The following is a 25,027-nucleotide window of genomic DNA, read 5'->3' as shown; positions in this document are numbered from 1 at the left end:
GGCATGGACAGGGTTGTTGAAAAGAAGCGGGGCCTCCGTCATTTCTTTGCGGCAGCCAGCTATTCCTGGGGCGGCTTTACCCGCCTGCTGAGGGAATCGGCCTTCCGCCAGGAAATCCTGTTCTTCCTCGTCGCCGTGCTGCTGTTCGCCGTCATCGGGGCGAGCCTGGCGGAGTTCCTGACGCTCGTCATCCTCTGCCTGCTGCTGTTCGGCTTCGAGGCCCTGAACACCGCGATCGAAGAGCTCGTCGATCGCATTTCCCCGGAAATCTCGGCGGTCGGCAAGAATGCCAAGGATCTCGGCTCGTTTGCCGTGCTCTGCCTGCTCGTCTCGACCAGCCTTTTCATTGTTTTCGTCATCGCCCGCCATCTCGTCGGTTTCTGACAGCCTGCCCATTCCTAAAACGGTTCAGGGAAAGGACCTTCGCCCTGTATGGAGCGGGGCGGGTCCGGCATGTGCCGCGGGAACGGGAAATATCTTGGCGGCGAGCCCGGGTCGGATTGCCGGCCCGATGCTTTGGTGGAGGCGGCCGGCCGATATGACAAGGCGGCGAAAGGGGGCGATGCCGTGGCTCTCGACGCATTCGTCGACGTGCAGATGCAAGCTAGCGGATTGCTTACTATTTTTGGTGGCCTGGCGCCTGCCGTGCGGATGATCCTTGCGGCGTAGCCCGTCTGTCTGTTGAGTGTGTCTGGAGGCAACCGGCGGGCCGGTTGCGACAAGCGCCGGGAGGCTATCGTCATGGGCCTGCAGCAGTTCATCGTACAGCAATTCATCAAGCACCTCGGGAAGACCGCCAAGCAACACGGCGGTTTCCAGACGGCGGTCTATTCACAGTCGCTCGAGCCGGTCTACTCCATGATCAGCGATGCGGCGATGGCGGAAGGCATCTGCGAGGCGAGTTCGGCGCGCTGGGTGGCCGAGCACGCCAAGGGGTCCTCCTTCTTCCAGTGGATTCACGACAAGAACGGCAAGATCAAGAGAACCGCCATCGTCGATCTGGCCGCGCAGCAACGCGCCGGCGAGGCGAAGAAAAGCCAGGACCGGGCTTCGGAGGAGTTCCTCTTCGGCGAGGGACTGATTCGCCGCACCAACCCGCTGATGAAACGATCCGGACGGGAAATGGTGCCGACGCGATCCTTTGCCGAAGGGGTGGGCAATGTCGGAATCAATTTGCCGAAGGCCATGACGGCTTCCAGGTTGATCACCGGCTACTATGTGATGATCGGCATCTACGGCAGCAGCGGCGCACATTCCATGGCCGCCTATATCGGCCAGGACATCTGCTTTTTCGATCCGAATTTCGGCGAATACTGGTTTCCGGACCAGGCCAATTTCGTAAAATGGTTCCACGAAAGTTTCTGGCTGTCCTATCGCATCGGCGGCCTGGATCACCATTTCCATCTTCGGGAATACGCACCGAAGATGAAGTTCGTCACCCAGTACGGCAGGATCAACAGGGTTGCGATGGGCGGGAATTGATCCCGAAACACGGGGAATCAGGCTGAGAACATGTTGTATGTTCAAGGTCATTCCTTTCTGAAATACGCTTTAAAGGTGTATATTATTTTTGATTGCGCGTGAAAGCGGCTGGTGGATCGGCCAAGATTGGTCACGTCCGGTGTTGCCGGGTGAGCAATGTTGACGCCGGCCCCATCGCCCGCCAAGCCTTTGAGCCGTTGGAGCATGATGTGTCCAAATCATGCGCCGAAGAGGCTTTGCAGGGCTATGCCCGTTTTCAAAAAAGGAGGATTGCCGTGGGGCTCGCGCAATTCGTCGTCAAGCAGTACATCAAGGTGCTCGCTTCGAGCGCAAAAAAGCATAACGGTTTCCAGACGTCGGCCTATTCCCAATGCCTGGAGCCGGTGAACAGCATCATCAGCAAGCATGAGACGACGCGCGAAGGCATCTGCGAAGCGACGTCGGCGAAATGGATCGCCATGCATGCCAACGATTCCTCGCTGTTCAACTGGATCTACGACGACAACGGCAAGATCAACAAGGCAGCCGTCGTCAACCTTGCCTTCAATCAGATTCATGGCGAGACGCTACGCGATCCCTCGGGAAAGACCGACCAAGATCGTGCCTCGGAGATCTACCTGTTTTCGCAGGGCCTGATGCGCCGGACGAAGACGGTTCAGGGCGTCGGCGGGCTGCGGCAGGAACGGACCATCATGGAAGGCAACAAGTCGTCGGGCAATGTCGGCGTCCAGTTGTCGAACGGGTTGGTCTCGTCGAAGATCACGGCCGGCTTCTACGTCATGATCGGCGTCTATGGCCCCGGTGGCGGGCACTGCATGGCCGCCTTCATCGGGCAGGACGTCTGCCTGTTCGATCCGAATTTCGGCGAATACTGGTTTCCGAACCGCGGCGATTTCGTCAAATGGTTCCAGTCGGCATTCTGGCTGCCCTATCGGGTCGGCAGGCTCGATGCGCGCTTCACGTTGCGGGAATACGGGGTGCGGATGAAGTTCGTCACCAAGCAGGGCGAAATGAACGGCAAACGCATCGGCGGCAAATACTGATCGTTCCGGCGGCAAGGCAGCGTTGCCCTGCCGCGACCGTCTACGCCGTTGCCGTCAGCTGTCGTCAGGCGAAACTCTTCTTGCGGCGTGCCACGGCGTGCGCCTCTTCCACGGCCGGCAGGCTCTGCAGCACACGCTTGGCGGGCAGGATGGCGATGACTTCCGTGCCCTCGCGCAGTTTCGATTTCAGGGTGAACTGGCCGTCGTGCTTGGCGAGGATCGCCTGGACGATCGGCAGGCCGAGGCCGGTTCCCTGTTCGGCGCTCTTGATGGCGATCGAGCCCTGGCCGAAGGCGGAGAGCACGACCGGGATCTCTTCCTCGGGAATACCCGGGCCGTTGTCCTTGATCGACAGGTATTGGCCGCCGCCGGCGGTCCAGCCGACCTTGACCATGATCTCGCCGCCCTGCGGCGTGAATTTCACCGCATTGGACAGCAGGTTCAGCACCACCTGCCGCATCGATTTCTCGTCGGCCCAGACGGAGGGAAGCCCTGCCTCGAACTGCGACGAGATGGTGATGTTCTTGCCGTGGGCGCGCAGCTGCACCATGCCGATGCAGTCTTCCGAAATCTCCAGCAGCGAGATCGCTTCTTCGTTGAGATCGTAACGCCCGGCCTCGATGCGCGACAGGTCGAGGATTTCGTTGATCAGGTTCAGCAGGTGCTGGCCGGAGCGGTGGATGTCGTTGGTGTATTCCTTGTAGATCGGATTGTTGAGCGGCCCCATGACTTCCGTCGACATTACCTCGGAGAAGCCGAGGATGGCGTTGAGCGGCGTGCGCAGCTCGTGCGACATCGAGGCGAGGAACCGCGACTTGGCGAGGTTGGCCTCCTCGGCACGGCGGCGGGCTTCGTCGGACATGGATTTCGCCACTTCGAGTTCGGCGATCAGGTCGTCCTTTTCCGACTGGAAGGAAAGCAGCTTCTGGTTCGACTGGAACAGGCGGTCGGTGATGTAGATGAAGAAGACCAGCGCCGTGACGACCATGGCCGTCAGGCCGATGTCGAGCACATCGTGCGAGAAGGCCGTCTTGATGCCGAGGGCGATTGCGGTCGGTGCGAAGGCGAACAGCACGGCCCGGCGCAGCATGAAATTGGCCAGCGCCGTCGCCGACAATGCCACGAGCAGGGCGGCGCCCTTGAACAGGGTATAGGTATTGCCGCCGCAGACATCGCAGCCCTGCAGCGCGAAATAGGCCCAGCCGCAGCCGTTCAGGACCTGGCCTGCAAGCAGCCATTTGCGCCATTTGAGCGCGTTTTCGGCCGTCATCTCCTGGCTGTTGGCGCGCCGGGCGATGAGGATGTTGACGGAGTGGAAGGTCAGCGCCATCAGCGCCCAGGCGATGAGCGCCAGCTCGCGGCTGAAATAGATGCCGGTGGCGGCGGTGAGGAGCACGAGCAGCGGCACCACCGTGGCGCCTTGCAGCACGGCACCGAGATGCATCATCATCATCTCGCGGTCGAAGAGTTGCACACCGGACTGGCTGGATTGCAAGCGCTCGCGAGTCGTCTTCACGGCCTTTGCCACAGCCTTGTTCTTGTGGCTGCGGGAAAGATCCACGATGATCTTGTCGGTCGAGGAGCTGACGCCTTTATTCATAGGTCCAATGAACGCAATACCGGTCAATGATTGCAGCCTAGCGGCGAATCCTTAAGAGATTGCTGCCGGGAAAGAATTTGTTTGCCATCTTTGCTCAGGTTTTGTTGGGAATAGGGACGAAAGTGTGAAACGCGGTTTTCGCCTGCTGCGCGACGGGGTGACGGCCTTTGCGCTTCTCGCCTTCATCGGCCTGATCGCGCTCAAGCTGCAGTCGGCAAGGGACGCTGAAATGAATGGTCCTTTCGTGATCGTCGACGGCGATACGCTGGCTGCCGATGGCAGCCGGCTCAGGCTCGTCGGCCTCGACGCGCCGGAACGCGGACAATCCTGCGGCGAGGGCGAGAAGGTCTGGGCGTGCGGCGAGGTGGCCCGCACGCTGCTGCAGGACATGCTTGCCGGCCGCCAGGTGCAATGCCGGGGCCATCGCCGCGACCGCTACGGACGCCTGCTGGTGACCTGTCGTGCCGGCGGGACGGATCCCGCCGCCGCGTTGGTGCGGCGTGGACTTGCCGTTTCCACCGGCGGATACGATACGGAGGAACAGGCCGCCCGCCTCGAAAAGACCGGCATCTGGTCCGGTCCTTTCGACAGGCCGGCCGACTGGCGTCACCGCGAAGGCATGATGGTGGAAGCGCCGTCCTGGCTGGATGACATCGCCTTCCGGCTCGGCCTGCGGGAGGCGGCGCCATGAGCGGGGAGACGCCTGGCGCCCTGTCGGCGGCAATCGCCGCCTGTCGCATCTGCCGCGATGCACCGGCACGCGGCATGGGGGACCGGTTGCCGCATGAGCCCCGGCCCGTGGTGGTGCTGTCGGCGACGGCGCGCATCCTGATCGCCGGCCAGGCGCCGGGCTTGCGGGTGCACGAGAGCGGACTGCCGTTCAACGATGCGTCCGGCGACAGGCTGCGCGCCTGGCTCGATGTCGATCGCGAGACCTTTTACGACGCCGGCCGTTTCGCCATCGTGCCCATGGGGTTCTGTTTTCCCGGCTATGACGCCAAGGGCAGCGACCTGCCGCCGCGCCGGGAATGCGCGCCGTTCTGGCGGCAGAGGGTGATCGATGCCATGCCGCAGGTCGATATGGTGCTGGCGGTCGGCCAGTACGCCCAGGCCTGGCATCTCGGATCGCGGCGGCAGGCCTCGATGACCGATACGGTGATGGCATGGCGGCAGTATTGGCAGGCGGAAGGCGGGCCAAAAGTGCTGCCCTTGCCACATCCGAGCTGGAGAAACACCGGATGGTTGCGGAAAAATCCCTGGTTCGAGGAGGAATTGTTGCCTTTCCTCAGAAAGCAGGTTCGAGAACGCCTATAATTGAAACAATATTCTTCCTTTGGCCGGATTTTTCGGTATAAAGAGAAAATAATTCGCAAGGGGCCGAAGTAATGGATCGACTGGACCGAAAGATTTTGCGTCTGCTGCAGGAGGATTCCACGCTCGCAGTGGCAGACCTCGCCAAGAAGGTCGGCCTGTCGACGACACCCTGCTGGCGCCGCATCCAGAAGATGGAAGAGGATGGCGTCATCCGCCGCCGCGTCGCCCTCCTGGACCCCGTCAAGGTCAACACCAAGGTGACCGTGTTCGTTTCGATCCGCACCAACGCCCATTCGATCGAATGGCTGAAGCGGTTCTCGGAAGTGGTGGTGGATTTCCCCGAGGTGGTGGAATTCTACCGCATGAGCGGCGACGTCGATTACCTGCTGCGCGTCGTCGTGCCTGATATCGCGGCCTACGACGCCTTCTACAAGCGGCTGATCGCCAAGATCGAGATTCGCGACGTTTCCTCGGCCTTTGCCATGGAGCAGATCAAATACACGACGCAACTGCCGCTGGACTACATGGTTCTGGAAAACCAGAAGGCCGGCGAAGAGTAAGGCGGCACTTGCCGTTTCCGCTGGCTTTATCGCTTCAGCCGGTTCAATATCTTTTCGCTGGTCAATTCCCGCACCGCATCCTTGCCGATCCAGCGTGCCGTCTTGTCGGGGCTTTCGGCAAGAGTGCGGGAGAGCGCCAGGGCTGCCGCATGGCAGGCGCGGTTGCGCTTGCCGATGTTGCGGAGCGCCCAGTTGACGGCCTTGCGGACGAAGTTGCGCGGGTCGCGGGCATGGAGTTCGATCAGCGGCAGGAAGGCGAGGAACGTCTCGTCCGGCTCCGTGCGCATATGGACGGCGGCACCGGCAATCATGGCAAAGGCCGTGCGGCGGACGAACTCGCGCGCGTCGTCGGCGAAGACCGGGATGAGCGCCGTCAGGCCGGCTTCCACGAACAGGTCCGCGGCGGTGTCGACGATTTCCCAGGAGTTGAAATCAGCGGCCCAGGCTTGTGCCTGCGACGATGTCAGGCGTTTCGGCTCGGCGGTGTAGAGCGCCAGCATGCGCGCCTCGCGGATATCGCTGTCCCAGAGCGTCATGGCGCGCTCATGGTTGCACTTGGCCTTGCGCGCGATTGTCTGCAGGTCCGGATTGGAAATGCCGAGCGCCCTGTCGGTGACGATACCGAAGCGGGCCATGCCGGCGATGCCGTCTTCCGATCGCAATGTTTCGAGATAGGCGCAAAGCTGTTGTGCGTCCCAGTCCGGGCGGGGCGTTTCGCCCGTCATTGCAGGTCTTCCCTCATTGCAGGTCCGACATGTCGAAACGCAGGTCTATCTGTTTCCAGACGTCGTAGTGCTCCGCATAGGACTGCAAGGCGGTGAACGGGGCGCAGCGCAGGATGGCGCGCCGGGCGCTGGCGACGATCTGGTCCTTTTCGTCTTTACCGGCGGGTGCAAGAAGCTCCGGCTCGCCGACAAGCGCACCGCCGCGGTCCAGATGGATGCGGTAGGTGATGACCGGCAGTGCTGCCGCCGTTGCCGGCAGCGACCAGCAGGTCGTGATCGTCCGGTGCAGCACGGCGGCAATTTCCGTTTCGATCTCCTGCGGGGATGCGGAAGCTGCGGGCCGAGGCGTCCCGGCAGCGCAAAACAGGGCAAGACACAAGCCCAGGATGCGCGCCGGGACCGCAGGCATCATTTCTTTTCCAGGCGGGCGAGCAGGGACGAGGTATCCCAGCGCCGGCCGCCCATCTGCTGGACGTCACCGTAAAACTGATCGACCAGCGCGGTGACCGGCAGCTTGGCGCCGTTGCGGCGGGCTTCGGAAAGCACGATGCCGAGATCCTTGCGCATCCAGTCGACGGCAAAACCGAAATCGTACTTGCCCTGGTTCATCGTCTTGTGGCGGTTTTCCATCTGCCAGGAGCCGGCCGCCCCCTTGGAGATGACTTCGACCAGTTTCTCGATGTCGAGACCGGCCTGCTTGCCGAAGTGGATACCCTCCGCAAGCCCCTGCACGAGGCCGGCGATGCAGATCTGGTTGACCATCTTGGCCAGCTGGCCGCTGCCGACCGGTCCCATCAGCCCGACCATGCGGGCATAGGCGTCGATCACCGGCCGCGCCTTTTCGAAGACGGCCTCCTCGGCGCCGCACATGACGGTGAGCACGCCGTTTTCGGCGCCCGCCTGGCCGCCGGAGACCGGGGCATCGATGAAGGCGCAGCCTTTGGCGCGGGCGGCTTCGTCGAGTTCGCGGGCCACTTCGGCGCTCGCCGTGGTATTGTCGATCAGCACGGCGCCGGGCTTGAGAGCGGCGATGACGCCGTCCTCACCGATGGTGACGGAGCGCAGGTCGTCGTCATTGCCGACGCAGGTGAAGACGAAATCGGCATCGCGGGCGGCCTCCGCCGGCGTCTTGCCGGCCTTGCCGCCAAAAGCCGCCACCCAGGCCTCGGCCTTGGAGAAGGTGCGGTTGTAGACGGTGACGTCGTGTCCGCCCTTGGTCTTCAGGTGGCCGGCCATGGGGTATCCCATGACGCCAAGGCCGATGAATGCGACTTTTGCCATGCATGCTGCTCCTCGAAAATCGAGTGACAGGAGTAGCGGAAAGGCAGGGCCGGGGGAAGGGTATAACCACCGCGATCAGACTTGCCCGCAGGCCCGGTCGCGGTGATCAGCTCACTTCAGCTTGGCAATCACCAGATGCCCCGGCGTCGGCTGGCCGTCCTCCATGCGGACGTTGATGTCGGTGATGTCGAGGAGTTCGAAGCCGGTGGCCGTCAGGCGGTCGCGCACGTAACCTTCGGTATGGGCGAAACGCTGCTTGGCGTTGACCATGTAGGCGCGGCCGGCGAAGGTCTCTTCCGGCAGGGTTTCCGAGGAGAAAGCGAAGATGCCGTCGGGCAGCAGGTTTTCGGCGGTGCCGAAGAACAGCGGTTCCAAGGCGCCGAGATAGGGCAGCACGTCAGTGGCGGTGATGATATCGAAAGGCTCGTCGTCATTGTCTTCGAGGAAATCCTCGACTTCGGCGACGTAAAGGGTCTCGTAGACTTCCTTTTCGTGGGCGATTTCCACCATGTTTTCGGAAATGTCGATGCCGGTCAGATCGTCGACCATGTCTTGCAGCGCTTCGCCGGTGAGGCCGGTGCCGCAGCCGAGGTCGAGCAAGCGCTTGAACGGGCCGAGGCCGAGCGCCTGCAGCCGCTGCCGCACCATCATCGGCACGGCATAACCGAGCTGTTCGACCAGCACGTCCTCGAACACTTCGGCATGCTGGTCGAAGAGGGTTTCGACATAGGCGTCGGGCGCCTTGGGCGGCGTCTCGCCCCGTCCCATGGCGGCGATGCGCACCGCGGCTCCGCCGTGATCTTCGGGATCGAGCGCCAGGACTTCTTCATAGGCCTTGACGGCGGCATCGACATCGCCGGCCTTTTCAAGCGCCAGCGCGCGGTTATAGGCTTCTGCGAGCGCTTCTTCGTCGATCTTGGTCATGGCCGGTTCCTAGCTGAAGTCGTTTCGACTGCCTCTAAGCTCCGCAGGGCCGATTGGCAAGGGAACGGTTTGCCGCCCCGGCCGTTTCCCCGATATGCCATGGACGAATGCAGGTGACGACCGATGCCCCGCGAACTGAGCGGACTCACACTGGAGCATGCCGAGGCCGGCGAAAAGCCGGCGCTGTTTCCCTCGAATTCGGCAGAGACGATCAATTCGCTGGTGCATTATTACCGCGGCGAACTCGGACGGATGACCAGCTGGCGCGACCGCATCGACCGGACCTCCAACTGGGCCATCACCATGGTCGCGGCGCTTCTTTCGGTGTCGCTTTCGACGCCGACGTCGCATCATGGCGTGGTGCTGTTCGGCATGCTTCTGGTGTCGCTCCTCCTGTTGATCGAGGCGCGTCGCTACCGTTTCTTCGACGTCTACAGGGCAAGGGTGCGATTGCTCGAGCGCGGCTATTTTGCCGAACTGCTCGGCGGCCGTTCCGAGATCGGCACGCAATGGCAGGCGGCCATTTCCAAAAGCCTCAGGTCGCCGCTGTTTCTGATGGACTATCGCGAAGCCCTGTTCCGCCGGCTCAGACGCAACTATTGCTGGATGTATCTCATCCTGCTGTTGGCGTGGCTGCTGAAGATAACGTCGCCGAAGCTGCAGCCCGACGGCTTGCCGGTGGAGCGCGCCTGGACCGACGTCGTCGCCAATGCGGCGCTCGGACCGCTGTCCGGTTGGTGGGTTATCGCTACGGTGGCAATCTTCTATGTCCTCGTGCTGTTCGGCTCATTGCATGTCGAGCCCGACGACGGCGAACTCGCGCATGGCGAAGTGCATGTTTGAGCCCGTCAATTGAGGATGAATTCACCCCTCAAGCCGCGCCATTCGCTGGCCGAAATCAGCTTGCGGTGGAAATAGCGCACGGAATGCAGCGGGCCGTCGAGCTTCTGCTGCCAGAACTTCAGGAAGGTCTTCATTTCCGGGAAGTCGGGGGCGAGGTCGTAGGCCTGCCAGACGAAGGTTTGCAGTATAGTCTGGTGATCGGGCATGCGGTAGAGGATATGGGCGGTGGTAAGACCATAACCCTTCAGTTGCAGTTCCATGTCCTTGTTCATCGACAACCTCGCTTTCAAAGCTCCACTCTGATTTCGGGTGGTCCTTGAAATGGAAACATGCGACGGTTAACGGATGCTTTACGAAAGGCCGTGTATGAGCTTTTTCGGCAAAAAATTCAAATGTTTAGCAGCAGACATCGGAGAGTGCTGCCAAACGGCTCAACGCTTGAGATGTCGCGTCAGGCGGGCTTCGATCGACGCCCAGACATGACGGAGCACCTCGACGATGGAGAGGTAGAAGATCGCCGCCCAGAGGTAGGCCTGGTAATCGAAGGTGCGCGAGAAGGCGTAACGCGTCTGGCCCATCAGGTCGAGCACCGTGACGACGGCGACGACGGCCGATCCCTTGATCATCAGGATGATCTCGTTGCCGTAGGGGCGCAAGGCGACGATGAGCGCCTGCGGCAGGATGATCTTGCGGAAGGTTACCATCGGCGGCAGCCCGAGGGATTGGGCGCCCTCATGCTGACCTTTCGGCACGCTCTGGATCGCGCCACGCAGGATTTCCGCCTGGTAGGCGGCGGTGTTGAGTGTCATCGACAGCAGGCCGCAATACCAGGCCTCGCGGAAGAACCACCACAGGCCGACGGCCTCCAGTTGCGGCCGAAAGGAGCCGAGGCCGTAATAGATCAGGTAGAGCTGCGCCAGGAGCGGCGTGCCGCGGAAGATGTAGACATAGGCGTAGGCGAGGCCGTTCGCCACGCGGTTGCCGGACATACGGGCAAAGGCGATCGGCAGGGAAAGGGCGGCGCCGAAGACGATCGACAGGCTCACCAGCGAAGCCGTCACCCACAGGCCGGAGAGGTAACGCGGTCCATAACGGACGAACTTGTCGGTATCCCAGTTGGAAATCATCATGTAGACCAGCCCCGCGGCGAGCAGGGCCCAGACGATCAGCATCAGGATGCCGGCGATGCGTGCGGCCGAGATCGACTGGACCTTGGCGGCCGGAGCGGGGCGGGGCGGGATCATGCGCTCGACGAAACTCATCGGCGCACCTCCGACCGCCGCGCCCATCGCTCGATCAGCCGCAGGCCGCCCGAGGAGACGACGGCAAGCACCAGGAACAGGATGCAGGCGAGAAGATAGAAGAAGAAGGCTTCCTTGCTGACCTTGGCGGCCACGCCGGTCTGCCGCAGGATATCCGACAGACCGATGATCGACACGAGCGCCGTATCCTTCAGCAGGTTCATCCAGAGGTTCCCCAGGCCGGGCAGCGCGATGCGCACCAGTTGCGGCACGATGATCAGCAGCATGGTGCGGCCGCGATGCAGGCCGAGCGCGTCGCCGGCCTCATATTGCCCGTTGGGGATTGCCTTGAAGGCCGAAAGCAGCACTTCCGAACAATAGGAGGAGAAGACCACCGACAGCGCCAGCATGCCGGCGAAAAAGGCGTTGATCTCGATGCGTTCCTCGAAACCGATGGCTGACAGCCCCGACTGGATGAGGATCTGCGCCCCGTAATAGACGATGAACAGCGTCAGGAGTTCGGGGAGGCCGCGGAAGATGGTGGTGTAGATGCCGGCGGCGAGCCTGAGCGTCCGGTCCTTCGACTGCATGGCGAGCGCCACGAAAAAACCGATCAGCAGGCCGAGCGGCAGGGTGGAGAGCGCAAGCGTCAACGTCACCTTGACGCCGAGGGCGATCTCGTCGCCCCAGCCGGTATCGCCGCAGGCGACCAGGCTTGACGAGCCGAACAGGGAAAAAAGGCCGACCGGTCCGCACAGCGGATCCAGAGCATAGGTAATCCAGGCCCAGAACGAGCCCAAGGCGGAAAACAATCCGCTCATGCCGGTACATCCCCTTTGCGGCCTTCATGTATGGATCGGCCGCTTGTCGTTGTTGTCATCTTTGTCAAACAAAAATGGCGGAAGAGCAAGCCTTCCGCCATCGTTTGTCAGGCGCGACCGATCTCAATCACCATAGACGTCGAAATCGAAATACTTGGCGTTGACTTCCTTGTACTTGCCGTTCGCGCGGATCGCCTTGATGGCGGCGTTGAATTTTTCGCGCAGCGCGTCGTCACCCTTGCGCACGGCGATGCCGGCGCCGGGGCCGTTGATCTCGATGTCGATCGGCAGCTTGGCGAGGATCTTGCAGCAGGCGCCGGCTTCCGACTTCACCCATTCGGACAGCACCACGACGTCGTCGACGACACCGTCGATGCGGCCGTTGGTGATGTCGAGCTTGTATTCGTCGGTGGTCGGATAGAGCTTCAGCTCGGACTTCTTCAGGTGTGCTTCGGCATAGTTGGCGTGCGTGGTCGAGGACTGCGCGCCGATGACCTTGCCGGCGAGGGCATCTTCGGTTGCTTCGGTGATCGTCGAATCCTTCGGTACGGCGATCGCCGGGCCGGTATTGTAATATTTGTCGGTGAAGTCGACCTTCTCCTTGCGCTCCGGCGTGATCGACATCGAGGCGATGATGGCGTCGAATTTTTTCGCCTGCAGCGCCGGGATGATGCCGTCCCAGTCCTGGGTGACGAACGTGCACTCGGCTTTCATCTCTTCACAGAGCGCCTTGGCGATGTCGATGTCGAAACCGGTGAGCGTGCCGTCGGCTTCCAGATTGTTGAAGGGCGGATAGGCGCCTTCGGTGCCGATGATGATTTTTTCGCCATCTGCAAGCGCCGAGCCGGCGAAAAGCGACATGGCTGCGATGGAGGCAGCCGCCAGAAGACGGGTAGAAATACGCATGAGGATCCTCTCTGTTGGCCGGGTGCCTGCCGTTTGATTTTTTCCTGTCACCCGTTCTAAGGTGGAAACCTGCACCACCTTCCTTCGATATTCATCTGCTTTCGCATAAAATCAACCTGAAAACAAACGAACCCAACGAAAGGAGAAGACGGCTGCAGCCGGAATGGCGGGACGTTGGTTCTGGAACAAACCCCGTTTCTGCGCATTGGTGCGCAAGGCGCGCCATTCATCGCCGGTTAAGGCGCCGTTTCCTACTTTTTTAGGAAGAAGCGCTTCCTGTTCGTGTCTGCGTACAGGAGGGCCAATACGAATGTCCTGGCAACGAGGAAACAAGCCCATGACCCTTCGATCCACACTGTTCGCCACCGTGGCGCTGCCGCTTTCGGCCGTGCTGATGACGGGGCCGGCGCTGGCCGATGGTGCCTTGCGCACCTACGAGGTGGCACAAGCCAGCGACGACGAACAGCGCCAGTTGCAGGAGCAACAGGCAGCAGAGGAGGCGCAGCGCGCCGCTGAACAACAAGCTGCCCAGGAAGCGCAGCGTGCCGCCGAGGAACAGGCCGCGCAGGAAGCGCAGCGTGCCGCCGAGGAACAGGCCGCGCAGGAAGCACAACGCGCTGCCGAAGAGGCGCAGCGCGCCGCAGAACAGCAGGCTGCCCAGGAAGCTCAGCGGGCTGCCGAGGAGCAAGCCGCACAGGAAGCACAACGCGCTGCCGAACAACAGGCTGCCGAAGAGGCGCAGCGCGCCGCTGAGCAGCAGGCAGCCCAGGAAGCCCAGCGGGCTGCTGAGGAACAGGCCGCTCAGGAGGCACAACGCGCTGCAGAGCAACAGGCTGCCGAAGAAGCGCAGCGTGCTGCTGAACAGCAGGCTGCGCAGGAGGCGCAACGGGCTGCTGAACAGCAGGCTGCCGAAGAAGCACAGCGCGCTGCCGAGCAACAGGCCGGTGAAGAGGCGCAACGTGCTGCCGAACAGAAAGCTGCCGAGGAAGCCCAGCGTGCCGCTGATCAGCAGGCTGCCGAAGAGGCGCAACGCGCCGCCGAGCAGAAGGCTGCGGAAGATGCCCAGCGTGCTGCGGAGCAACAGCAGCAGCAGGAACAGCCTGTGGTCACGGAAGGCGAGCAGCCGGTCACCGGTGACCAGCCCGCGACCGCGCAGGACCAGCAGCAGCAACCGGCCGGCGGCGAACAGCAGCCCTCGGTGACCGAGGGTGAACAGCCGGCTCAGGAAAACCAGCCGGCGACCGCCGATGGCCAGCAGCAACCGGCCGATCAGCAGAATGCCGGGGAAACGGCGACCCAGCCCGTCGTGGTGCCGGAAATCGTCGATACGCGCAGCCAGGAAGAGAAGCAGGCGATCGCCGCCGATCCGTCGCGGACCAGCGAGACGGTCGTGCTTCCGGTCGAAAACGGTGCCGCCGTGCTCGACAGCGACAAAGACGCCGACAACCGCGGCGGCCAGACCTCACGCGAAGAGCGGCGCAAGCAGCGCGAGGCGCAACGCACCGAGGAACAGAACATCAAGCCGCCGACCAGCGATGCCGAGGCGCAGGCGACAGCCACAGCCGTCGAGACGAAGGTGATTCGCCAGCAGATCGAGGAAAAGGGCCGGCGCATCAAGGAAACGCCGGAGTTCGAACTGCCGGCGCGCCGCGATGCTGAGGCTGGTGGCACGACGATCAGCAACAACACGGTGAACAATACGATCAACAACATCAGCATCGTGCAGCAGAACGACAACCGGACGGTGCTGCGTGTCGATGACCGCTATGTGGTGCGCAGCGACGACCGGCCGCGGCTGCGTCGCGATGCGGAGGACAGCTTCTACGAGGAACTGTCGCGCGGTCGTGTCCGTGAAACCATCGTGCGTTCGAATGGCGTGCGGCTGGTGACGATCTACAATGCCTACGGCGACGTCATACAGCGCACGCGCATCGGCCGCGACGGTGAAGAATATCTGCTGGTCTTTGCGCCGGAGGCAGACCGCAGCCGTCCGCCGCTGGTCCGCGACGCCGGCGACGACCTGCCGCCGATGCGCCTGCGCATTCCGGTCAGCGACTACATCGTCGATACCTCCGAGGATTTGAACCGCGACTACTACGAATTCCTGGCCGAGCCGCCGGTCGAGCGTGTCGAACGCACCTATTCGATCGACGAGGTGCGTTATTCCGCCCGCCTGCGCGACAAGGTACGCCGTATCGACCTCGACACCATCACCTTCGCTTCCGGCAGTGCCGAGGTGCCGATGAGCCAGGCGAAGACGTTGCGCAAGGTGGCGGATGCGATGACGAAGGTTCTCGACCGCGATCCGGGCGAAACCTTCCTGATCGAAGGCCATACGGATGCCGTCGGTTCCGACCAGAAGAACCTGATCCTCTCCGACCAGCGTGCCGAAGCGGTGGCTGCGTTGCTGACGGACGTCTACGGCATCCCGCCGGAAAACCTGGTGCCGCAGGGTTATGGGGAGCGTTACCTCAAGGTGCGCACCCAGGCCAGCGAACAGCAGAATCGCCGGGTGACCGTGCGCCGCGTCACCTCGCTGGTGCGGCCGGTGGCCAAGGCGCAATAAAGTGACGGCAAGCCGATGACGAAGCCCACCGGGGCGATCCGGTGGGCTTTTTGCTGCCAGAGCCTTATGTTTCCACGCAAGACCGCCGCACTTTTTTGCTGGCTTCGCTTCAGGCGGGATCGGGAAGGCCGACCGTGCGGGCGATGAAATCGGCAATCGCCGGCGTATCGTCGAGATCGAAGACGGGCAGGGTGGTATCGGAGACAGCATGGTCGGCGGCGATGGCGACGATGTGCGGATCGCCCGGCGCCAATGGCTCGCGGTTTTTCGCCTCGACGCGCCGGGCTTCGATCTTGGGAATCGGTTCGCGCTTGTAGCCTTCGATCAGCACCAGGTCGCAGGGGGCGATGCGGGCGAGAATCTCTTCGAAGTTGGGCTCCGGGGCGCCGCGCAACTCGTGCATGATGGCGTAGCGGGTGCCGGAGACGATGGTGACCTCATGGGCGCCGGCCTCGCGATGGCGAAAGCTGTCGGCGCCGACCTTGTCGATATCGAAGTCGTGATGGGCGTGCTTGATCGTCGAGATGCGGTAGCCGCGGCGGGTGAACTCGCTGACGAGCCGGACGGCGAGGCCGGTCTTGCCGGAATTCTTCCAGCCGGAAATGCCGAAAATGCGAGGCCCGGTCATGCGTGGAAATGCTCCAGGAATTTTTGCGCACGAGCGAAATCGTCCGGCGTGTTGACGTTGAAGAACGGGTCGAGAGGGCCGGCCGGCGTCTCCACGAAGGGAAAATCGACTTCGCGAGTGACATGGCGGCCGAAGAAGTCGCGCAAGCGCCGGCGTTCGTCGGTGCGCAGAAACATCTCCATGTCAGCCGAAAGCGAAAGCGGCCAAAGGCCGAAGACCGGATGATCCTGCCCGCCGGAAACGGCGATGACGATCTCGTCGGTTCCCTTGATGGCGGCGTGCAGACGCAAAACCAGGTCGGCAGGGAAGAACGGGCTGTCGGAGGGCACGGTGAGGATGTGGGTTGTGCCTGTGTCTTGCCGCAGCGCGTGGTGCAGTCCGGCCGCGATGCCGGCGATCGGTCCGGCCTGGCCGGCGACCGTGTCGGGCACCAGCGGCAGCCCGAAGCTTTCGGGCCAGCCGGGCGGCGCGTTGAGGGCGACGGATGTCACCTGTGGCGAGAGGCGGTCGATGATGTGCCGCAGCATCGGCACGCCGCCGAGCGGCAGCAGCGCCTTGTTGCTACCCATCCGGCTCGACCGCCCGCCGGCAAGCACGATGGCCGGAACCGGCAATTCCTCAGGATTGGCAATGGTCGTCATCAGGGTTTTTCCGTTGCTGTGGAGGATGCCGTCAGAGCCGGTTTTTCCATGGAGACGGTCTTTGCCGTTGCCTCATCCTGCCGTTTCCGCTCGCGATGGAAGGTGTAGAGGCCGGAGGCGATGACGATGGCGATGCCGGCGAGCATCGGCAGGTCGGGCATGTCGCCGAAGAAGATCATGCCGAGCACGATCGCCCAGAGCAGCGCAAAATAGCGAAACGGCGCGATGAAGGAGATTTCGCCGGTACGCATGGCGATGATGATGCATTGATAGCCGACCAGCACGAGCACCGAGGCGGAGAGCAGGATGGCAAAACTTTCCGCCGACATCGGCCGCCAGCCGCCCATCGGCTGCGTCAGCAGCGCGCCGGCGACGCAGCCGGTGACGGCGGTCGCCAGCGTCACCATCAGCGACGGCACTTCGGAGCGCACCTGGCGCGTGGCGAGGTCGCGGGCGGCGGTGAAGAAGGTACAGAGGACGACGGAAGCGGAGGCAAGGCCAAAGCCTTCCGCGCCTGGCCGGATGATGATCAGCACGCCGACGAAACCCACGGCGATCGCCGTCCATCGCCGCCAGCCGACCGGTTCGCCGAGAAAGACGGCAGCCCCCAGCGTCACCACCAGCGGCAGGGCCTGCAGGATGGCGGCGGCATTGGCGAGCGGTATCGCCGCGATGGCGGTGAGATAGGTGATGGCGGCGAGGATCTCGAAGAGGACGCGCAGCAGGATCATCGGCTGCAGCAGCACCCGCCATGGGCGCAAGGCCCCAAGATGCCGGGCGATGAAAAACACGAGGACGGTCGTGACGATGCCGCGGACGCACATGATCTGCCCGACATTCATGACCGGCGTCACCGCCTTGATCAGCGCATCGTTGCCGGAGAAACCCGCCATGGCCGCCATCATCAGCAGTGCGCCGCGGGTATTTCTCGACAGAGACATGCGACGATTCTCGAATTCGAATTGTCTTTTCTAGTCACCGGCCTGCAGAATTGCCATTCCCGCAATCGCGGGAAAGAAAAGAATTCTTTTTGTGCAACTGCGATATATGCGTGCAGCCGAATGAAAAATGACCACACAGGTCACAAATTTTCTTTAAAAAACAAATAGTTTTTGGGAAACGTACGTGCGGCTCTTAATGCTTCCTCAACGTTCATTTCGCAGGCTGTGGCACAAGGCTTTTGCATGACGCAACGGCATGCCTTTCCGTATGTCGGAGGATGAACCTTTCGACAGGTCGGACCATCGGGCGAGGTTGCCGTGTTTTTTATCGATCGTCTCCTGCAGAGCCGCCGGATCGTTACCAAGGTGCTGTTGTTCGTCGTGCCGCTGGTGGTGTTGATCACCGGCGTCGGCGTCGTCGGTTATTACACCGCCAACATGCTCAACGGGCATATGACCGTGACGCGGGCGACGATCGAGAATATCGGCGATTTCGAGAACCTGCAGGCGGCGCTCCTGAATTTCACCGGCGCGCCGAACGAGGAAAGCCGACAGGCCCTGCTGGAAACGATCGACAAGCAGGAGGCCGGCATCGGCGTGCTGCAGGGCCTGCTTTCGACGCCGGAGCAGCGGGCGCAGGTGGAAAGCGTCACCGGCTTGGCGCCGCGCATGCGCGATCAGGCCGCTGCCTTGTGGACGATCAAGCTGCAGCGTGACGGCATCGACACGGAGATGGGCAGCGAGCTGGCATCGCTGCGCGACTATGGCGAGGCTGCCAAGAAGCAGGTCGATGTCGTGCGCAAGGAGTTTTCCGACAAGGAAGCCTTCGCCAAGGGCCTGCTCTATGATGCCGCCGCCTTCAAGGCGCTGTCGGATCGCATGGGCAAGCTGCGCGCCGCCGTGCAGATGGAGTCGTCCGCCGGCAAGCAGGTGAAGACGGCAGGCACCTATCTGGTGGCGCTGACGAAAGAAATCGGCCAGGGAGAAAAGATCGTCTCCGAAAAGGGCAGGGCTTCGGTCAAAACCGTGAAGGATATCGTCGGCAAGGTCGAGGCGGTCCTCCAGGGAGGCGATGCCGACGATGCCAAGAGTGCGGCCCTGGCGGCGCTTCTCGCCGATTTCCCGGCAATCGAAAAGAAGCTCGCCGATCTTGCCATGCGCAATTCCAACACGGCGGCGGAACGGTTCGTCGGCCTCGACCAGGAGGTCAGCCAGCTGCGCGATCTCCTTGGTTTCGTCGACCAGTCGCTGCAGACCATCGACAAGCTGCAACTGCATATCGGCCAGATGCGCACGACGCTGACCGCCGATGCCCGCGAAGTGGTGCTGAGCGACCTGGCGGAACTGACGATTTCCAGCGCGGTGATTTCGCAGCTCGGCGCCAAGAATTCGACGATGCGCGACTTTTCCGCCAAGGTGATGCCGATTGTCTCTCTGGTCGAAAAATCGTCCACCGACGTGCTGCTGACGGCGGCGAACTGGCAGACGGCACGCACGGCGACGGTCGATATCCTCTCGTCGTCAATGGCGGCGCTCAAGCATTTCGTCAGTACGGCGCAGGAAGTCGGCAAGGAGGACAGCGAGCGTTCCGCCACCATCTCCGTCATCGCCATGGTCGCCGGCACGCTGCTCGCCATCGTCGGCGGCCTGATGCTGGTCGAGACGCTGCGCGGTCCGCTGCGGCGCGTCAACGAGATGATGACGCGGCTCGCCACGGGCGATCTCGACGTCGCCATCGATGGCCGCAGCCGCGGCGACGAGATCGGCGACATGGTTCGCTCGGTCGCCGTCTTCCGTGACAATGCGCGGGAGAACGTCCGGCTGGAGCAGGAGGCGGCTGCCGCCCGTACGCTTGCGGCCCGCGAAGAGGCCCTGCACGCGGCCGAGCGGGCACGCATCGAGGCCGAGCAGAAGCAGGCGCTGACGGCTTTGTCCGAGGTGCTGCACAAGCTGGCCGACGGCAATCTGGAGGTGGGCATGAGCGACAACCTCGCCGCCGATTTCTCCGAGATGGCCCAGACCTACAACCATGCCGTCGGCTCCCTGCGTCAGACGCTTGCCGACGTGCGCAGCACGACGGAGGAGATCCGCGGCGGCACCGGCAACCTGGCCGCCTCCGCCGACGACCTGGCGCGCCGCACCGAACAACAGGCGGCAGCGCTCGAAGAAAGTTCGCGGGCGCTGAAGCACCTGAGCGAAGTGGTGCGCACCACCGCCGACAGCGCCAAGCGCACGGCAACCTCCGTCAACGAGACGCAAGCCTATGCCGAGCGGTCCGGCGAGGTCGTGGCCCGCGCCGTCCAGGCGATGGGCGAAATCAACAGCTCTTCGGAAAAGATCGCCACCATCATCGGCGTCATCGACGAGATCGCCTTCCAGACGAACCTGCTGGCGCTCAATGCCGGCGTCGAGGCGGCGCGGGCAGGCGAGGCCGGCCGTGGTTTTGCCGTGGTGGCGCAGGAGGTGCGGGAGCTTGCCCAGCGTTGCGCCAGCGCGGCGCGCGAGATCAAGGGGCTGATTTCAGCCAGTTCCACCCAGGTGCAGAACGGTGTGCAACTGGTCGAGGAAACCGGCGGGGCGCTTTCGGTCATCATCGACCATGTCACCGAGGTGCAGCGTCTGGTGGCCGACATTTCCGCCGCCACCGGCGAACAATCGACGGGCATCACCGAGGTCAGCAAGGCCGTCAACGCGGTGGAACTCATCACCCAGCAGAACGCCGCCATGGTCGAGGAAAACAATGCCGAGATCCACGGGCTGCGCCAGCGTGTCGATCTGCTTGTGGAAGAGATCGAGCGGTTCAAGACCCGTGATCTTACCCTGCAGGTCGACATCGGCAGGCATGAACGCCGCAACTCAGGATCGTCCCGCCACGCGGCATGACGGTTCGGGCTGTTACGAAAACGACATGCAGAAACAACGGGCGAAGCTGAAAGATCGCGACACTTTTGTGCAAAAGCCAGCAGCTGGCGGTCGCTACTGGCTTTTGCATTTCAACTTCATTGCATCTGCGGCCTTTTCAAGAAGCTGCTGCGATCGGCGGATTTGATCCGCAGCCAGGCGTCGCGGCCGCCTCGCAGGATGCGCATGGGGATTTCCGCGCCGGCAGGACCGCTTTCCCAGACCTTGCGGTAGAAATCGGCCAATCCGTCCACTTCGCCATCGCGGATTTCCGAGATGATGTCGCCCTGGCGCAGCCCGGCCTTCGCCGCCGGCCCACCGTCCGCGACGCTCATCACCACCACGTCGCCGTTGCTTTCCGCGGAAAAGGCGCCGAGCCACGGACGCGCCGGCTTGTCGATCTGGCCGCGGTTGAGCAGGTCGTCGAGGATCGGCGCCAGCAGGTCGATCGGCACGATCATGTTGATGTCTGAGACCTCGCCCCTCCTGCTCATCTGGAGCCGCAACGAGCCGATGCCGAGCAGCCGGCCTTCCGCGTCAAGAAGTGCCGCGCCGCCCCAGGAGGGATGCGCCGGCGCGATGAAGATCGCCTCGTCGAGCAGATATTCCCAGTAGCCGGCGAATTCCTGCTTGGCGACGATCTTCGAGCGGACGAACTGGCCGAGGCCATCGGCGAAGACGACGGGATCGCCAAGCCGGGCATCCGCGGCGTTGCCGAGTTTGACGGCGGGCAGATCGAGCTGTCCCAGCGCCTGGACGAGCCCGAAGCCGGTCTCCTGATCGTAGGCGAGCGCATGGCCGGCGACGACGCGGCCGTCCTGGCACGTCAGCCAGATTTCTTCGGCTTCCGTGATCAGGTAACCGATGGTCAGCACGAGGCCGTTGTCGCGGATGACCACGCCGCTGCCTTCGCGGTGCGTGCCCAATGTATTTGCCGTGAAGGCGTCGTCCGGTATCGTCGAACGCACGGCCACGACGGACTGCAAGATCCTGTCCATATCCATGCTTTTATCCTGGCAAAGCGATTGTTTCAGTGCTCCCGAAGCCGCATACGCCGCTGCCGGGACTACCTTGATAGGTATGGAGCGTGGTGTCCGGCTACAAGGGGCTGGCCACAATCGCGATCAGCCGCCGGTGACGCTCATGTGGCGAGCGACGGCGGGCTTGCGGCGGACGCGGTCGATGATGAAGTCGTGTCCCTTCGGCTTGCGGCCGATCGCTTCGTCGATGGCGGCAAACAGATAGGCATCGTCCTCGGAGGCGCGCAACGCGGCACGTAGGTCTGCGGCGTCGTTCTGGCCGAGGCACATGTACAGCGTGCCGGTGCAGGTCAGGCGAACACGATTGCAGCTTTCGCAAAAATTATGGGTCATCGGCGTGATGAAGCCGAGACGGCCGCCGGTTTCCCTGACTTCGACATACCGGGCGGGGCCACCGGTCTTGTAGGGAATATCGACGAGCGTGAACTGTTCTTCCAGGTCGGCGCGCAGCTTCGACAGCGGCAAGTACCGGTCGGTGCGGTCTTCCTCGATCTCGCCCATCGGCATGGTCTCGATGACGGTCAGGTCCATGCCGCGGCCATGGGCGAAACGCAGCATGCCGGCGATTTCGGTCTCGTTGAAATCCTTCAGCGCCACGGCGTTGAGCTTGATCTTCAGGCCGGCTTTCTCGGCGGCGTCGATGCCTTCCATCACCTTGTGGAAATCGCCCCAACGGGTGATTTCCTTGAACTTTTCGGGATTGAGCGTGTCCAGCGAGACGTTGATGCGGCGTACGCCGCAGTCATAGAGTTCCTGGGCATGGCGGGCGAGCTGCGAGCCGTTGGTGGTCAGCGTCAGTTCTTCGAGGTTGCCGGCGTCGATATGGCGGCCGAGCTCGCGGATCAGGAACATGATGTTCTTGCGCACCAGCGGCTCGCCGCCGGTCAGCCGAAGCTTGCGGACACCCTTGGCGATGAAGGCGGAACAGAGCCGGTTCAGCTCTTCCAGCGTCAGAAGGTCCTTCTTCGGCAGGAAGGTCATGTTTTCCGCCATGCAATAGGTGCAGCGGAAATCGCAGCGGTCGGTCACGGAGACGCGCAGGTAGGAGACGGTGCGGCCGAAGGGATCCACCATCGGCGAGGGATCTGCGACCAGGGGCATGCCACCGGCCGAGGGTCTGACGATGCTGTTCAAGCCGTTTCCTCCTGATGAAACAATAATGTGTTATTTCGGAATGGGATCGTCAAGGCGGATGGTCGAACTATAGACGCAAAATGCACTTGCGCCCTATCGCCCTTACGACGTACTCCTGCCTGTGAGCAACTGCGGAAAAGACAATGACCGAACCCTGGCCCACCGAACTTCGCGTTTCCAAGGACCGGCAGCACCTGCTGGTTTCCTTCGACGACGGCCGGCGTTTCGACCTGCCGGCGGAGATGCTGCGCGTGCTGTCGCCATCGGCGGAGGTGCAGGGGCACGGGCCGGGCCAGAAACTGACGGTGCCGGGAAAACGCAACGTCGCCATCATCGGGGCAACGCCCACCGGCAATTATGCCGTGCGCATCGGTTTCGACGACATGCACGACACCGGCATCTTCACCTGGAAATACCTCTACGAACTCGGCGAGCGCGGCGCGGAACTGTTCGCCGACTATGAGCGCGAGCTTTCGGAAAAGGGCATGAGCCGGGATCATTCGGAAAAGCCGCGGTAACTCATTCGATTTCCAGTCGGGTTGAAAGGACAGAGTTTGGCAGCGGAAGCAAATGCGAACGATCTGGTGCAGGTGGTCGTGCTTTTGGCGGCAGGTGTCGCAGCCGTGCCGATCTTCAAGCGGATAGGCCTCGGCTCCGTGCTCGGCTATCTTGCCGCCGGCCTGGCGATCGGTCCTTTCGGGCTGGGCTTCTTCTCCGATTCGCAGGCGATCCTGCATATCGCGGAACTCGGGGTGGTGATGTTCCTTTTCATCATCGGGCTTGAGATGCAGCCTTCGCGATTGTGGGGCATGCGCAAGGATATTTTCGGCCTCGGCGCGCTGCAGGTGCTGAGTTGCATCGTCGGCCTGACCGGCGTCGGCATGGCCTTCGGGTTTTCGCCGATCGTCGCCTTCGTCGCGGGCACCGGTTTCGTGCTGACATCGACCGCCATCGTCATGCAGATGCTGCAGGAACGCGGCGCGATTTCGGCGCTGAAGGGGCAGCGTATCGTCTCGATCCTGCTGTTCGAGGATCTGGCCATCGTGCCGCTGCTGGCGCTGGTCGCTTTCCTCGGCAGCGGCGGCGAAACGGTCACGGTCACGGAGCGGCTGATTTCAGGCGCAATCGCGCTGGGTGCGATCGTCGCCCTGGTGCTTGCCGGACGCTACCTCCTCAACCCGCTGTTCAGGCTGTTGGCAGCCGCCAATGCGCGCGAGGTGATGACCGCCGCCGCCCTGCTGGTGGTGCTGGGATCGGCGCTGGCGATGCAGCTGAGCGGCCTCTCCATGGCCATGGGCGCCTTCCTCGCCGGCGTGTTGCTGTCGGAATCCTCCTTCCGCCACCAACTGGAGGCGGATATCGAGCCGTTCCGCGGAATCCTGCTCGGCCTGTTTTTCCTCGGCGTCGGCATGGCGATCGATCTCAAGGTGATCGCCGCCAACTGGCAGCTCGTCGCCGCCGGCGTCGTCTGCTACATGGTGGTGAAGGCGGTGATGATCTATGCCGTCGCCCGTCTGCTGCGCACCTGTCACGCCGAGGCACTGGAGCGGGCGGTGCTGATGGCGCAGGGCGGTGAATTCGCCTTCGTGCTTTATTCCGCCGCCATGGCGGTCGGCATCATCAACGGCGAGACGAATGCCATCCTCACGGCGACGATCATCATCTCCATGGTGCTGACGCCGTTGATGATCATCCTGCATGACCGGATCGTACCGAAGCAGCAGCCGGATACAAGCGGGCTGGCGCTGCCGGAAAATGTCGAGGGCACGGTGTTGCTGATCGGTTTCGGGCGCTTCGGGCAGATCGTGTCGCAGCCGCTTTTGGCGCGCGGTTACACGCTGTCGCTGATCGACAAGGACGTCGAGTTCATCCGTGACGCCGGCGATTTCGGCTTCAAGGTCTATTACGGCGACGGGTCGCGGCCGGAAATCCTGCATGCGGCCGGCGCGGCCACCGCCAAGGCCATCCTGATCTGCATCGACGACAAGGAAGCGGCGCTTCGTATCGCCGAACACGTCCGCCACGAATATCCGCTGATACCGGTGCTGGCGCGCGCCTACGACCGCGGTCACGCCATCGACCTCCTGCATGCCGGCGTCAACTACCAGATCCGCGAAACCTTCGAATCGGCGCTGAATTTCAGCGAGGAAGTGCTGCATGTCATGGGTGAGGATCCGGAACTTGCCGCCCAGCTGGTGGAAGAGTTCCGCGATGTCGATGACGAACGTTTCGCGCTGGAGGTCGTCGGCGGCATCTATGCCGGCCGGTCGCTGATCCGCGGCAATGCCCAGCCGGCCGACCTCGTCGCGGCACGCACCGGGCGCGAGCGGGCTGCCCGCGAAGCGGCGGCGGAGGCGGCACGCGCGCAGGGTGCTTCACCGCAGACGTGATACCGGCGATGCCGTCATCCGTTTGTCGCAACAGCGCGATAGGGCG

Annotated in this window: 27 protein-coding genes; 11 read left to right on the top strand and 16 right to left on the bottom strand. The window is 62.8% G+C overall.

Annotated elements, in window-relative coordinates:
* Positions 1–3: 3 nt before the first annotated feature.
* The gene (locus DEM27_RS09750; RefSeq protein WP_109458018.1) at positions 4–384 is read left to right on the top strand and encodes a diacylglycerol kinase; all 381 of its coding nucleotides are present in this window, start codon (positions 4–6) and stop codon (positions 382–384) included.
* Positions 385–741: 357 nt separating this feature from the next.
* On the top strand, positions 742–1,482 hold the full coding sequence (locus DEM27_RS09740; protein WP_109458016.1) for a YopT-type cysteine protease domain-containing protein: 741 nt from the start codon (positions 742–744) through the stop codon (positions 1,480–1,482).
* Positions 1,483–1,529: 47 nt separating this feature from the next.
* On the opposite strand, the gene DEM27_RS33930 is transcribed toward DEM27_RS09740, so the two are convergent.
* Positions 1,530–1,688 (bottom strand): hypothetical protein, encoded by a 159-nt coding sequence (locus DEM27_RS33930; protein WP_165823384.1) that lies wholly within the window; start codon positions 1,686–1,688, stop codon positions 1,530–1,532.
* Between the two features lie 69 nt (positions 1,689–1,757).
* Between DEM27_RS33930 and DEM27_RS09735 the strand changes: the two genes are divergently transcribed.
* The gene (locus DEM27_RS09735) at positions 1,758–2,525 is read left to right on the top strand and encodes a YopT-type cysteine protease domain-containing protein (protein ID WP_165823383.1); all 768 of its coding nucleotides are present in this window, start codon (positions 1,758–1,760) and stop codon (positions 2,523–2,525) included.
* 64 nt (positions 2,526–2,589) lie between these two features.
* Here DEM27_RS09735 and DEM27_RS09730 read toward each other — a convergent pair whose 3' ends face one another.
* A complete protein-coding gene (locus DEM27_RS09730) occupies positions 2,590–4,125 on the bottom strand; it encodes a sensor histidine kinase (protein WP_109458014.1) in 1,536 nt (511 codons plus the stop codon).
* A 124-nt stretch (positions 4,126–4,249) separates the two neighbouring features.
* Between DEM27_RS09730 and DEM27_RS09725 the strand changes: the two genes are divergently transcribed.
* The 3 genes from DEM27_RS09725 (at position 4,250) to DEM27_RS09715 (ending at position 5,999) form a co-directional block, all read left to right on the top strand.
* A complete protein-coding gene (locus tag DEM27_RS09725; RefSeq protein WP_109458013.1) occupies positions 4,250–4,816 on the top strand; it encodes a thermonuclease family protein in 567 nt (188 codons plus the stop codon).
* On the top strand, positions 4,813–5,439 hold the full coding sequence (locus DEM27_RS09720; protein ID WP_109458012.1) for a uracil-DNA glycosylase family protein: 627 nt from the start codon (positions 4,813–4,815) through the stop codon (positions 5,437–5,439). Before DEM27_RS09725 ends, DEM27_RS09720 begins: the two co-directional genes overlap by 4 nt.
* Before the next feature lie 71 nt (positions 5,440–5,510).
* Complete coding sequence (locus tag DEM27_RS09715; protein WP_109458011.1) at positions 5,511–5,999, top strand: Lrp/AsnC family transcriptional regulator; 489 nt, start codon at positions 5,511–5,513, stop codon at positions 5,997–5,999.
* A gap of 26 nt (positions 6,000–6,025) precedes the next feature.
* Here the strand turns inward: DEM27_RS09715 and DEM27_RS09710 are convergent, their stop codons facing one another.
* From DEM27_RS09710 to DEM27_RS09695, 4 genes are all read right to left on the bottom strand, one after another.
* On the bottom strand, positions 6,026–6,724 hold the full coding sequence (locus DEM27_RS09710) for a DNA alkylation repair protein (protein ID WP_109458010.1): 699 nt from the start codon (positions 6,722–6,724) through the stop codon (positions 6,026–6,028).
* Positions 6,725–6,737: 13 nt separating this feature from the next.
* The gene (locus tag DEM27_RS09705; protein WP_109458009.1) at positions 6,738–7,136 is read right to left on the bottom strand and encodes a hypothetical protein; all 399 of its coding nucleotides are present in this window, start codon (positions 7,134–7,136) and stop codon (positions 6,738–6,740) included.
* Positions 7,133–8,005, bottom strand: a complete 873-nt coding sequence (locus DEM27_RS09700; protein WP_109458008.1) for an NAD(P)-dependent oxidoreductase — start codon at positions 8,003–8,005, stop codon at positions 7,133–7,135. The genes DEM27_RS09705 and DEM27_RS09700 overlap by 4 nt, the downstream gene beginning before the upstream one ends.
* Positions 8,006–8,116: 111 nt before the next feature.
* Positions 8,117–8,929 (bottom strand): class I SAM-dependent methyltransferase, encoded by an 813-nt coding sequence (locus DEM27_RS09695; protein ID WP_109458007.1) that lies wholly within the window; start codon positions 8,927–8,929, stop codon positions 8,117–8,119.
* A gap of 123 nt (positions 8,930–9,052) precedes the next feature.
* On the opposite strand from DEM27_RS09695, the gene DEM27_RS09690 reads away from it, so the two are divergent.
* Entirely contained in the window at positions 9,053–9,772 is a 720-nt protein-coding gene (locus DEM27_RS09690) for a DUF2270 domain-containing protein (protein ID WP_109458006.1), read from the top strand.
* A 5-nt stretch (positions 9,773–9,777) separates the two neighbouring features.
* Here the strand turns inward: DEM27_RS09690 and DEM27_RS09685 are convergent, their stop codons facing one another.
* From DEM27_RS09685 to DEM27_RS35070, 5 genes are all read right to left on the bottom strand, one after another.
* Positions 9,778–10,044: an usg protein gene (locus DEM27_RS09685; protein WP_109458005.1), complete on the bottom strand. Its 267-nt coding sequence runs from the start codon at positions 10,042–10,044 to the stop codon at positions 9,778–9,780.
* A 159-nt stretch (positions 10,045–10,203) separates the two neighbouring features.
* Positions 10,204–11,034 carry an ABC transporter permease gene (locus DEM27_RS09680; protein WP_109458212.1) on the bottom strand — a complete coding sequence of 277 codons (831 nt, stop codon included), beginning with the start codon at positions 11,032–11,034 and terminating at the stop codon, positions 10,204–10,206.
* On the bottom strand, positions 11,031–11,834 hold the full coding sequence (locus tag DEM27_RS09675; RefSeq protein WP_109458004.1) for an ABC transporter permease: 804 nt from the start codon (positions 11,832–11,834) through the stop codon (positions 11,031–11,033). Before DEM27_RS09675 ends, DEM27_RS09680 begins: the two co-directional genes overlap by 4 nt.
* A 123-nt stretch (positions 11,835–11,957) precedes the next feature.
* Complete coding sequence (locus DEM27_RS09670) at positions 11,958–12,740, bottom strand: ABC transporter substrate-binding protein (RefSeq protein ID WP_109458003.1); 783 nt, start codon at positions 12,738–12,740, stop codon at positions 11,958–11,960.
* Positions 12,741–12,999: 259 nt separating this feature from the next.
* On the bottom strand, positions 13,000–14,001 hold the full coding sequence (locus tag DEM27_RS35070; RefSeq protein ID WP_337250469.1) for a hypothetical protein: 1,002 nt from the start codon (positions 13,999–14,001) through the stop codon (positions 13,000–13,002).
* On the opposite strand from DEM27_RS35070, the gene DEM27_RS35065 reads away from it, so the two are divergent.
* A complete protein-coding gene (locus tag DEM27_RS35065) occupies positions 13,939–15,306 on the top strand; it encodes an OmpA family protein (RefSeq protein WP_337250468.1) in 1,368 nt (455 codons plus the stop codon). The two genes, DEM27_RS35070 and DEM27_RS35065, sit on opposite strands and share 63 nt — an antisense overlap.
* Before the next feature lie 109 nt (positions 15,307–15,415).
* Here DEM27_RS35065 and mobB read toward each other — a convergent pair whose 3' ends face one another.
* From mobB to DEM27_RS09650, 3 genes are read right to left on the bottom strand one after another with little or no spacing between them, the layout of a single operon-like run.
* Entirely contained in the window at positions 15,416–15,934 is a 519-nt protein-coding gene (gene mobB / locus DEM27_RS09660; protein ID WP_109458001.1) for a molybdopterin-guanine dinucleotide biosynthesis protein B, read from the bottom strand.
* Entirely contained in the window at positions 15,931–16,575 is a 645-nt protein-coding gene (mobA, locus tag DEM27_RS09655) for a molybdenum cofactor guanylyltransferase MobA (RefSeq protein ID WP_109458000.1), read from the bottom strand. Before mobA ends, mobB begins: the two co-directional genes overlap by 4 nt.
* Positions 16,575–17,516 (bottom strand): DMT family transporter, encoded by a 942-nt coding sequence (locus tag DEM27_RS09650; protein ID WP_109457999.1) that lies wholly within the window; start codon positions 17,514–17,516, stop codon positions 16,575–16,577. The genes mobA and DEM27_RS09650 overlap by 1 nt, the downstream gene beginning before the upstream one ends.
* Before the next feature lie 318 nt (positions 17,517–17,834).
* Here DEM27_RS09650 and DEM27_RS09645 point away from each other — a divergent pair, with 318 nt between their 5' ends.
* Positions 17,835–20,399 carry a methyl-accepting chemotaxis protein gene (locus DEM27_RS09645; protein ID WP_109457998.1) on the top strand — a complete coding sequence of 855 codons (2,565 nt, stop codon included), beginning with the start codon at positions 17,835–17,837 and terminating at the stop codon, positions 20,397–20,399.
* A gap of 116 nt (positions 20,400–20,515) precedes the next feature.
* Here DEM27_RS09645 and DEM27_RS09640 read toward each other — a convergent pair whose 3' ends face one another.
* Entirely contained in the window at positions 20,516–21,421 is a 906-nt protein-coding gene (locus DEM27_RS09640; RefSeq protein ID WP_109457997.1) for a S1C family serine protease, read from the bottom strand.
* Between the two features lie 120 nt (positions 21,422–21,541).
* On the bottom strand, positions 21,542–22,558 hold the full coding sequence (gene moaA, locus DEM27_RS09635) for a GTP 3',8-cyclase MoaA (protein ID WP_109458211.1): 1,017 nt from the start codon (positions 22,556–22,558) through the stop codon (positions 21,542–21,544).
* A 176-nt stretch (positions 22,559–22,734) separates the two neighbouring features.
* Between moaA and DEM27_RS09630 the strand changes: the two genes are divergently transcribed.
* Together DEM27_RS09630 and DEM27_RS09625 are read left to right on the top strand one after the other, a co-directional pair.
* Entirely contained in the window at positions 22,735–23,109 is a 375-nt protein-coding gene (locus tag DEM27_RS09630; RefSeq protein WP_109457996.1) for a gamma-butyrobetaine hydroxylase family protein, read from the top strand.
* Between the two features lie 36 nt (positions 23,110–23,145).
* A complete protein-coding gene (locus DEM27_RS09625) occupies positions 23,146–24,981 on the top strand; it encodes a monovalent cation:proton antiporter-2 (CPA2) family protein (RefSeq protein ID WP_109457995.1) in 1,836 nt (611 codons plus the stop codon).
* Positions 24,982–25,027 lie beyond the last annotated feature (46 nt).

Source organism: Rhizobium album (assembly GCF_003122325.1).
GTDB lineage: Bacteria > Pseudomonadota > Alphaproteobacteria > Rhizobiales > Rhizobiaceae > Metarhizobium > Metarhizobium album.
This window is presented reverse-complemented; position numbering and strand designations above follow the sequence as displayed.